This window comes from Streptomyces sp. NPDC005648, assembly GCF_040605395.1.
In the GTDB taxonomy this organism is placed as follows: Bacteria; Actinomycetota; Actinomycetes; order Streptomycetales; family Streptomycetaceae; genus Streptomyces.
In genome coordinates this window covers 64,979-75,465 of record NZ_JBEXCS010000042.1, presented here as the reverse complement: position 1 = coordinate 75,465, position 10,487 = coordinate 64,979, and the positions used below count along the sequence as shown (strand labels likewise).

Here is a 10,487-nt window from a genome sequence, read left to right as displayed (position 1 = left end):
GACGAGGCCCGTTCAGGGCCGATGCGGGGGTCTGGGGGCGGCAGCCCCCAGGGGTCGGCCGCAACGCCGGCCCAGCCGAAAACCGGTGCCCGGCAGACGGCCCCACATGCGATGCTCGCCCCCGTGGAGACCAGGTCAGTCAGCCCCGTGTTCGTCGGCCGGGCCGAAGAACTCGGCACGCTGGACGACGCCCTCGCCCGAGCCGCCGCAGGCGACCCGCAGGCGTTGCTCATCGGCGGCGAGGCCGGCGTCGGCAAGACCCGCCTCGTCGAGGAGTTCGCCACGGCCGCCCGCCGACAGGGCGCCGTCGTCGCGCTCGGCGGCTGCGTCGAGATCGGCGCGGACGGCCTGCCCTTCGCCCCGTTCTCCACCGCCCTGCGCGCCCTGCGCCGCGAACTGCCCGCCGAACTCGCCGCAGCCGCCGCCGGCCAGGAAGAGGAACTCGCCCGGCTGCTCCCCGAACTGGGAGAGGCCACGGGAGGCGGCCGGCACGACGAGGAGGGCATGGCCCGCCTCTTCGAGCTCACCGCCCGCGTCCTGGAGCGCGTCGCCGCCGACCGCACCGTCGTCATGGCCCTGGAGGACCTCCACTGGGCCGACGCCTCCACGCGCCACCTCCTCGCCTACCTCTTCCGCACCCTGCGCACCGGCCGCCTCGTCGTCCTCGCCACCTACCGCGCCGACGACATCCACCGCCGCCACCCGCTGCGCCCCCTCCTCGCCGAACTCGACCGCCTGCGCACCGTCCGCCGCGTCGAACTCGCCCGCTTCAACCGCGAGGAGGTCGGCCGTCAGATAGCCGGCATCCTCGCCACCGAACCCGCCCCCTCCCAGATCGACGACATCTTCGAACGCTCCGACGGCAACGCCTTCTTCGTCGAGGAACTCGCCGTCTGCGCCACCGAAGGCTGCGGCACCGGCCTCACCGACTCCCTCCGCGACCTGCTCCTGGTCCGTGTCGAGGGCATGCCCGAGAGCGCCCAGCGCGTCGCCCGGATCGTCGCCGAGGGCGGCTCCACCGTCGAGTACCGGCTGCTCGCCGCCGTCGCCCGGCTCGCCGAGGACGACCTCATCGAGGCCCTGCGCGCTGCCGTGAACGCCAACATCCTGCTCGCCACCCCCGAAGGCGACGGCTACCGCTTCCGCCACTCCCTGGTCCGCGAGGCCGTCGGCGACGATCTGCTCCCCGGCGAGCGCTCCCGCCTCAACCGCCGCTACGCCGAGGCCCTGGAGGCCGACCCCACACTCGTCCCCGCCGACGAACGCGTCATGCGCCTGGCCAGCTACTGGTACCACGCCCATCACCCCGCCAAGGCCCTCCCCGCCGTACTGGACGCCTCCGTCGAGGCCCGCGGCCGCCACGCCTACAGCGAGCAACTGCGGCTCCTGGAGCGGGCGATGGAGCTGTGGGACACGGCCCCGGACACCGTACGGGACGAACTGCGCCCCATCGACTACACCGAGGTCTACCCTCCCTGCGGCTGTGATCCGGCCACCGCACCCCTGCGCTACCTCGACCTGATGGCGGAGGCGGCCGTCGCCGGGAGACTCTCCGGCGAACGCGAACGTGCCCTGAAGATCACCAAGCGTGCCCTGCACCTCCTGGAGGACGAGGACGATCCCCTGCGGGCCGCCTGGTTCTGGGTCCAGCGCTCCATGCTGGTGCAGAACCAGGCCCGCGGCGACGGCTGGAAGGAACTCGACACGGCCCAGGAACTGGTGCGCGGGCTGCCGCCCTCGCAGGTGCACGCCGAGGTGCTCGCCGCCGTCGCGGGCTGGTCCATGCTCCGGGCGCCCGGCCCCGACGCCTTCCACGCGGCCGAACGCGCCGTGGAGTACGCGTGCATGGTGGGCGCCGCGGACATCGAGATGAACGCCCGGCTCACACTCGGCGGGCTGATGGTCGACGGGGGTGACGTCGAGGCGGGCCTCGCGGTGATGCGGGAGGTCAAGGACCGGGCGGTCGGAGAAGGCAGCACCGTCATCGCCGGTCGTGCCTACATCAACCTGCCCTCGGAGCTGGAGTCGGTGGGACGCTCGCGTGAGGCGGTGCCGCTCCTCCAGGAGGGTGTGACCTACACCCAGAGGTTCGGCCTGCTCAACACCGAGGCGTGGGTGTGGGCCAACCTCTCCGACTCCCTGTACTCGCTGGGCCGCTGGGACGAGTCCGTGCAGGCCGCGAAGGGCGCGCTGCGGCGGGGCCAGAACGCCAAGCCCCAGGGCTCCGGCGCCATGTGCCTGGCGTATGTGTCCCTCAGCCGCGGCGACGTGGCCGAGGCGGAACGCCAACTGGACGCCGCCCGAGGGTACTTCGGCAGCCATGACCCCATGCCTCAGCAGTCGCTGCCACTGGCCGCCATCGCGGTCGGCATCGCCGCGGCCGAGGGCCGCCTTCTCGACGTGCGCGCCGAGCTGCGGCGCGCCGTGGACGCCGGGTTCCCGCCCGGCACCCAGCGCTTCGGCTGGCTCCTGGTGCTCGGCGCCGCCATCGCCGAGGCGGACGCCCGCTCACTGCCCCTCGCCGGACAGGGGCGCGCCGAGGCGCTCGAAGCCATCCGCGACACCGCCAAGAAGCTCACCACCGGCGCCCCCGTCTGGCAGGCCCACGAGCACTGGGTCCGAGCCGAACTCGCCCGCGCCGAAGGCAGGCAAACCGCCGGCCTCTGGGCCGAGGTGGTCACCGCCTTCGAGTGCCTGGACCGCCCCTACGACCTCGCCCGCGTCCGCCACCGCCTCGCCGAGGCCCTCCTGGAAGCCGGCGGGGACGACGACGAGCGCCACCGCGCCACGGAGCTGCTGCGGCTCGCCCACGCCGTCGCCGCCCACCTCGGTGCCCGCCCGCTCGCCGACGCCGTGACCCTGCTCGCCCAGCGCGCCCGCCTGGCGCTGAACCGGGTCCCGGAGCGGCGCCCCGCCGACCCCGCCGAGGCGCTGGGTCTCACCAGCCGCGAACGCGACGTCCTGCGCCTGGTCGCCGCCGGCCGCACCAATCGCCAGATCGCCGAGGAACTGTTCATCTCCCCGAAGACCGCCAGCGTCCATGTGTCGAACATTCTGGCCAAGCTCGGCGTCTCAGGAAGAGGAGAGGCGGCGGCCGTGGCGCACCGAGTGGGGCTGTTCCCGGTGGGGGCCGGGGACCGGCGGGCTGCGGAATAATGGCACCAGAACCCGAGGGAGGAGCCGTGTTGTACCAGATCGAGTTCACCGAGCGTGCCGCAGCCCAGCGCGACGCGCTCCCGGAGAACCGGCGCAAGCTGTTGGAGCGCGGCCTCATGAAGCTGGCCGAGGACCCGTTCACCTCGGTGTCGCAGGCGGTGAGCGGTGAGGACATCCGTGTCGTGTCCGTCGCGCCCGGGCTGACCGTCGACTACATGGTGCACCGGGCGTTCCTGATCCTGGTCTCCGTGGCGGTCCTCGACCAGTCGCTCATCGAGGACGAGTAAAGGCGCCCCCTACTTCACCTCCAGCTCCAGAATCCGGTCGTCCCCGCTCTTCGGCGACCCCCTGCCGTCCGTGTTGCTGGTCGTCAGCCACAGTTTGTCGCCGCCCGCCGAGACCACCGTGCGCAGACGGCCGTACTCGCCGGTGAGGAAGGCCTGCGGGGCCGCGGAGGCCTCCGTGCCCTTCAGGGGGACGCGCCACAGGCGTTGCCCCTTCAGACCGGCCATCCATATCGAGCCCTCGGCGTAGGCGATGCCGCTGGGGGAGGCGTCGTCGGTGTGCCACTGGGCTATCGGGTTGTGGTACTTCGGGTCGGAGGACCTGCCCTCGGCGTCCGGCCAGCCGTAGTCGTCGCCGGGCTTGATCGCGTTCAGCTCGTCCCAGGTGTCCTGGCCGAACTCCGAGGCGAACAGCCGCTGCTTGCCGTCCCAGGCGAGGCCCTGGACGTTTCGGTGGCCGTATGTGTACACGGGGGAGTCCGGGAAGGGGTTGCCCGGGGCCGGGTCGCCCTCCGGGGTCAGACGGAGGATCTTGCCGCCCAGGGACTTCTTGTCCTGGGCCAGCCCGCGGTTGCCGCTCTCGCCCGTGCCCGCGTACAGCATTCCGTCCGGGCCGAAGGCGATCCGGCCGCCGTTGTGGATATAGCCCTTGGGGATGCCCTTGAAGACGGTGTCCGGGGCGCCCAGCTGCTCGCCCGCCGGCTTCTCGGTGTCGTAGAGCATGCGCACGATGCGGTTGTCCGAGGCCGAGGTGAAGTACGCGTAGATCATGTGGTCCGAGGCGTAGTCCGGGGAGAGGGCGATGCCGAGGAGGCCGCCCTCGCCGGCCGGGGAGACCCCCGACACCTTGCCCAGCTCGGTCTTCCTTCCGGTGTCCGCGTCGACCTTGGTGATCGTCCCCCGGTCGCGGGAGGCGACGAGCAGGGCGCTGTCGTCGGGGAGCGGGGCCAGGCCCCACGGGGTGTTCAGGCCCGTGGTGAGCGTGCGCAGCACCTTGACCGAGCCCTTGGCGGGCGGGGCCTGCTCGGCCGCCTGTTCCGACGGGGACGAACGCGCGGGGGCCGAGCCCGGTGTCGTGGAGCCGGCGCCGCTCGACGATCCTCCTCCGCCGCCGGAGCAGCCGGCCGTGAGCAGAAGCGCGGTTGTGGCCAGTAAGGCCGGCACAGCTCGTCGTAGCACGATCTTGGTCCCTTCGGCGCGGCGGTCCCACGGCAGGTTCTCCTTCTCATACACCGCTCGCGCCCTCCAGGTTCCCGATCAGCCGACCCGGAATCTCCGGTGGCGCGAGGACCCCCGTGTCCGGGGTCCCGCGGCGCGGAGTCCGAGCGGTGCGGCAGCCTTGGCCGCGTGACCGCCGTTCCTCAGTCCCACGATCCCCGGGCCCCCGGCAGCTCCGCCACCTCGGCGAGATCCCCGGCCGTCAGCCGCAGGCCGGCCGCCGCCGCGTTCTCCGCCGCCCACCGCTCCTGCTTGGTCCCCGGGACGGGGACCACGTGCCGGCCCTGCGCCAGGACCCACGCCAGGGCCACCTGCGCCGGGGTGACCCCGTCCCCGTGCCGGGCGGCGACGCGGCGCAGGCCGGAGATGATCGGCTGGTTGGCGGCCATCATCTCGGCGGTGAAGCGGGGGTGGCGGGCGCGGACGTCGTCCGGTTCGAAGCCCTCGCCGGGGGTGAGGGTGCCGGTGAGGAAGCCGTTGCCGAGCGGCATCGCGGCGAGGAAGCCGACGTCACGCGCCTCGCACCACGGCAGAAGCGATTCGAGGGACTCCGTCGACCACACCGACAGCTCGGCCTCCACCGCGCTCACCGGGAACACCTGCTGGACCCGCTGGAGCTGCCTGATCGTGGCGTCGTGCAGCCGGCCTCCGGAGCGGCGGCCGCCGCGCGCGCCGATCGCGCACAGGCCGAGCGCCCGTACCTTTCCGGCCCGGACGAGCTCCGCCATCGCGCCCCATGTCTCCTCGACCGGGACCTCGGGGTCGGCGCGGTGCAGCTGGTACAGGTCGATGACGTCGGTCTGCAGACGGCGCAGGGACGCGTCGCAGGCGCGCTTCACATAGCCGGGGCGGCCGTTGGCCACGACGTGCTGCTCGCCCACCAGCAGGCCGACCTTCGTCGACACGAAGGCGTCCTCACGCCGCTCCTTCAACACCCGCCCCACCAGCAGCTCGTTGGTGAACGGTCCGTACATGTCGGCGGTGTCCAGGAGCGTCGAACCGGCGTCCAGCGCCCGGTGCACCGCCCTGACCGACTCGTCGCCCCGCTGCCGCGAGCCGCTGTAGGCCCAGCTCATCGGCATGCACCCGAGGCCGACGGCCCCCACCGCGAGTGCCCTCGCGCCGATCGTCCTGCGCTCCACCTGCCCGTGACCCTCCCTCTGCCGAGCCCCCAACCTAACCTCTGGACCCCCGGCGGCCTGACATAGCCTCCTGTCATGACTTCTGACGTGTGGCTTCCCATCCCGCCGGACGAGATCAAGGGCCTCCCCGACGGGCCGAACTACCGCTTCTGGAACGGCGAGGAGGACTTCCCCGCCGACCCCGCCGACTGCGCCTTCTACGTCGTCCCCTACATGAAGCCCGCCGAGGTCGCCCTACGTCCGCTGCCCGAGCTGAGCTCCGTGCAGGTGGTGCAGACGCTGTCCGCCGGTATCGACAACGTGCAGCCGGGCCTGCACCGGCTGCGGCCGGGTGTGCGGGTCTGCAACGCGCGCGGGGTGCACGAGGCGAGCACCGCCGAGCTGACGCTGACCCTGATCCTCGCCTCGCTGCGCGGGATCCCCGACTTCGTACGGGGTCAGGAGCGCGGGGAGTGGCTCGGTGGGTTCCGGCCCGCGCTGGCCGACAAGAACGTGCTGATCGTGGGCTACGGGGCGATCGGTTCCGCGATCGAGGACCGGCTCGTTCCGTTCGAGGTCGCGCGGGTGGCGCGCGTCGCGCGCTCCGCGCGCACCACGGAGCGCGGGCCCGTGCACCCGCTCACCGACCTGCCCGAACTGCTTCCCGAGGCGGACGTGGTCGTCCTCATCACGCCTCTCACCGAGGGCACGCGGGGCCTGGCCGGCGCCGACTTCCTCGCCCACATGAAAGACGGCGCGCTCCTCGTCAACGTCTCGCGCGGACCCGTCGTCGACACCAAGGCGCTGCTCGCCGAGGTGGAGAGCGGCCGGATCACCGCCGCCCTGGATGTCACCGACCCCGAGCCGCTGCCCGCCGAACACCCCCTGTGGCGCGCGCCCGGCGTGCTCATCAGCCCCCATGTCGGCGGCCCCACGTCCGCCTTCCGGCCCCGGGCCGAGCGGCTCCTGGTGAACCAGCTGACACGTTTCGTGAACCAGGAGCCCCTGGCGAACGTGATCCTCAGGACAGGCGCAACAGCGGTGTGACCCCGATGACTTGAGCGTCCCGCGCGCGACCCGCGCGACCGGCGTGACAGGCGCGCGGTCCGTTTCCGGTACCCTCCGCAATCTCTCGGACGCGGTGCGTGCGCACAATGCCGCTGATCGTCACGGAGCGTAGAGGAACTATGTCCCTGAGTGACGAGACTGGTGTATCGTCCCGACAGGGGCTGCGCCGCGTACCGTTCGGCGCCGGGGACGGACATTTCAGACTGTGAGGGGGGCGACGGGCGATGCACGGCCTATGGACGAACGATCCGACGCGGCGGGGCCGCCGGCGGCGACCCTGGCGCACGGCCGCGCGCAGACGCGGTCACCACGGCAGCCACGGCTGCCGGCACAGCCACCACCACCGCAGGCACAGCAGCCGCCGGGGGAATGCGCACCCAGCGCACCGGGACCTCCGGGACGCGGGAGCGGCGCGGACCGGGAGGGCCCGGTGACGTCGCCGCCGCCTGTCACGACCACCCTCGACGGAGTGCTGCGGGCGCAGTCCTCGCCGGGGGCGCTGCTGCCCCGTCCGCCGTCCGGCGCAGGCCGGGCCGGCCTGGTCCACCAACTGGTCCTGGCCCTGATCTGCGCGGGATACGCCCTCGGTTCCGCGCTCGGTTGGGGCTCGTCCGAACTCGCGGACATCATGGGCGACTTCGGGTTGAGCGCGGCCGCGGCCGCGGCCGCCGTGTCCTGTTTCCTCTACGCGCACACGCATTGCGTGCGCTTTCGGTCCGCCTGGCTGCTGTTCGCCCTCTCCTCCGCGATGGCGGCCCTGGGCAACGCGGTCTGGGGGTGGTACGAGGTCGTACTGGACGAGCGCGTGCCCACCCTCAGTTACGCCAACCTGTTCTTCGTCGGGTTCGCGCCGCCCGCCATCGTGGGACTGCTCGTGCTCGCCAAGCGGCCCGTGACCAAGGCCGGTTGGGTCTGTCTGGGCCTGGACGCCTGGCTGATCGGCGGCTCGCTGCTCACGCTCTCCTGGAGCCTCGCGCTCGCCAAGGCGGCCCAGTCCGACGGTCCGGGCGTGGCCCGCACCGCCCTGCTGCTGGCGTACCCGCTGCTGGACATCGCGCTGGTCAGCGTGGTGCTCGCGCTGCACTTCAGGCGCTCGGCGGCCAATCGCGCGGCGACCAACACCGCCATCGGCGCGCTCGCGCTGACGGTGATGTGCGACGCCCTGTTCAACTCGCCCCTGGTGCACAGCAGCTACCAGTCGGGCCAGCTGCTCGACGCGGGCTGGTTCGCCGGCTCACTGCTCCTCGCGTACGCCCCCTGGGCGGCACCGCGGGGCGGTCGGCCGGCCGGCGAGGACGACGGGCACACGCGCGTGGTCCGCGGACACCACCCGGGCCGCCCCGACGACCCCTCTCCGCACCAGACACCCCCGCAGGGCGGTGATCACAGCCGGTACCCGGCCGCCCGGCCCATCGCCGGCTCCCTGGCCGCGCTGACGCCGTATCTCGCCGCCGCCGTCTGCACCCTGGGGATCCTGTACAACGTCCTCAACGGCCGCCGTGTCGACAACGTGGTGCTCATCATCGGCGGCACCGTGGTGCTCGCCCTCGTGGTGCGCCAGGGCATCATGCTGCTCGACAACATCACACTCACCCAGGAACTCGCGCAGAAGGAGAACCACTTCCGCTCCCTGGTGCAGGGCTCCAGCGACGTCATCATGATCGCCGCGCCCAGCGGTGTCCTGCGGTACGTCTCCCCGGCCGCCGCCGGGGTCTACGGCCGGCCCGCCGAGGAGCTGGTCGGCACCGAACTGGCCAATCTCATCCACCCGGAGGACCTGGGCTGCGTGGTGCACGAGGTGCGCCGCTTCCTCGCCGCCAGCCCCCAGGACGAACCCACCACCCGCATCGAGTGCCGCTTCCGGTCCGGCGAGGGCGGCTGGCTCAACGTCGAGTCCACCGTCAACCGCCATCACGGTGGCCTCATCTTCAACAGCCGGGACGTGACCGAAAGGGTGCGCCTGCAGGCACAGCTGCAGCACAACGCCGAGCACGACCCGCTCACCGACCTGCCCAACCGCGCCCTCTTCACCCGGCGCGTCCAGCAGGCCCTGTCCGGCCGCCGGGCCGCCGACCGGGTGTCGCTGCGCGGGACGGCCGTCCTCTTCATCGACCTCGACGGCTTCAAGGCCGTCAACGACACGATCGGGCACCAGGCCGGGGACGAGCTGCTCGTCCAGGCCGCCCGCAGACTCCAGGACGCCGTCCGGCAGGGCGACACGGCCTCCCGGCTCGGCGGCGACGAGTTCGCGGCCCTGATCGCGGGGGACGGCACCCGTGACCGCTCCGCCCGCGAACGGCACATCCTGGAGCTCGCCGACCGCCTCAGGATCACGCTCTCGCAGCCGTACCTCATCGACGGCAACGATGTCCGGGTGGCCGCCTCCATCGGGGTCGCCTTCGCCGAACCCGGCCTCGGCGCGGGCGAGTTGCTGCGCAACGCCGACCTCGCGATGTACCGCGCCAAAGCGGCCGGAAAGGGCCGAGTCGAGCTGTACGCACCCCAGATGCAGCAGGACGTCGTACGGAAGGCGGAGCTGGCCACGCGCCTGCGTGCCGCGCTGCACGACGGCGAGTTCGCCCTGCTGCACCAGCCCGTGGTCTGCCTGGAGAGCGGCCGGATCACTTCCGTCGAGGCGCAGGCGCGCTGGCGCTCCTCGCAGGGGGTGCTGTTCACCCCGGCCGAGTTCCTGCGGGTCGCCGAGGACGGCGACCGGACGCAGGAGCTGGGCCGCTGGATCCTGGAGGAGGCCCTCGAACAGGCCGCCGAGCGCACCGCCACGGGGCTCGCCGTGCCCGTCGCGGTCCGGATGAGCGCCCGGCGGCTGCTGGACCGGTCGATGCCGCTCGGCTCCATAGAGGCCCTGCTGACCCGGCACGGGCTGCCCTCCGGGGCGCTGCTGATCGAACTGTCGGACACCGATCCGAAGGTCTCCCTGGACGAGCTGGAGCGGAGACTGTCCGCCCTGCGCCGCCTCGGCGTCCGGATCGCCCTGGACGGCTTCGGCGGCGGCCACGCGGCGATCACCGCGCTGCGCAGACTCCCCGTCGACGTGCTGAAACTCGACCGCGGTCTGGTCGAGGGCGTCGTCGAGTCCGCGCGGCTGCACAAGATCACCAGTGGGCTGCTGAGAATCGCCACCGACCTGGGGCTGCAGTCCGTGGCCGACGGCGTCGACCTGCCGGAACAGGTGGTCGCCCTGCGCGCGATGGGCTGCACCCACGGCCAGGGCATGGCCTTCTCCGGTCCCCTGGACGAATACCGGCTCCGGCGAGCGCTCGGATCCGGCCACTACCCGGTGCCGCACGGCCCGATCGAGCCCGCGTTCGCGGGTGGTGGAGGAGGGGTGTACACAAGTGGTGTGCCCGCCGTTCTGGGAGGCGGAAGTGGACTGCGCTCACATAATGAGACTCCCGTCCCACCCACTTGACACGTGGTGTGCGTCGGGGGGAGGGTCAGTGCCATGCGCACCCGAATTCTCGTACTTGGAAAGCGCGTCGGCTGACGCTGAGCCCACCACCGCTCAGCGACCTCCACCCGGCGCGCTCCCCTCGCTTGCCTTACGGCACGAGGGGTTTTTTGTTGCACAGGCGCTTTTCGTGCAGCAGCCGAACACCGTACAAACCTCGCAAAAAACCCT

General features: G+C 72.4%; 6 protein-coding genes. 4 read left to right on the top strand and 2 right to left on the bottom strand.

The features are described from left to right. Positions 1 to 111: 111 nt before the first annotated feature. Positions 112 to 3,156 (top strand): AAA family ATPase, encoded by a 3,045-nt coding sequence (locus tag ABZT17_RS23900; RefSeq protein WP_356351604.1) that lies wholly within the window; start codon positions 112 to 114, stop codon positions 3,154 to 3,156. A gap of 26 nt (positions 3,157 to 3,182) precedes the next feature. Further along, on the top strand, positions 3,183 to 3,443 hold the full coding sequence (locus tag ABZT17_RS23895) for a hypothetical protein (RefSeq protein WP_356351603.1): 261 nt from the start codon (positions 3,183 to 3,185) through the stop codon (positions 3,441 to 3,443). Between the two features lie 9 nt (positions 3,444 to 3,452). Here ABZT17_RS23895 and ABZT17_RS23890 read toward each other — a convergent pair whose 3' ends face one another. Together ABZT17_RS23890 and ABZT17_RS23885 are read right to left on the bottom strand one after the other, a co-directional pair. Then, positions 3,453 to 4,604, bottom strand: coding sequence for a PQQ-dependent sugar dehydrogenase (locus tag ABZT17_RS23890; RefSeq protein ID WP_356351606.1), 1,152 nt, complete (start codon positions 4,602 to 4,604; stop codon positions 3,453 to 3,455). Between the two features lie 197 nt (positions 4,605 to 4,801). Then, a complete protein-coding gene (locus ABZT17_RS23885; protein WP_356351602.1) occupies positions 4,802 to 5,800 on the bottom strand; it encodes an aldo/keto reductase in 999 nt (332 codons plus the stop codon). Positions 5,801 to 5,875: 75 nt separating this feature from the next. On the opposite strand from ABZT17_RS23885, the gene ABZT17_RS23880 reads away from it, so the two are divergent. After that, positions 5,876 to 6,826: a 2-hydroxyacid dehydrogenase gene (locus ABZT17_RS23880; RefSeq protein WP_356351601.1), complete on the top strand. Its 951-nt coding sequence runs from the start codon at positions 5,876 to 5,878 to the stop codon at positions 6,824 to 6,826. A 451-nt stretch (positions 6,827 to 7,277) separates the two neighbouring features. Next, entirely contained in the window at positions 7,278 to 10,277 is a 3,000-nt protein-coding gene (locus tag ABZT17_RS23875; protein WP_356351600.1) for an EAL domain-containing protein, read from the top strand. Positions 10,278 to 10,487 lie beyond the last annotated feature (210 nt).

Coding starts and splice junctions, on each gene's coding strand:
- ABZT17_RS23900 (WP_356351604.1), top strand. CDS start 112: ATGCTCGCCCCCGTGGAGACCAGGTCAGTCAGCCCCGTGTTCGTCGGC.
- ABZT17_RS23880 (WP_356351601.1), top strand. CDS start 5,876: ATGACTTCTGACGTGTGGCTTCCCATCCCGCCGGACGAGATCAAGGGC.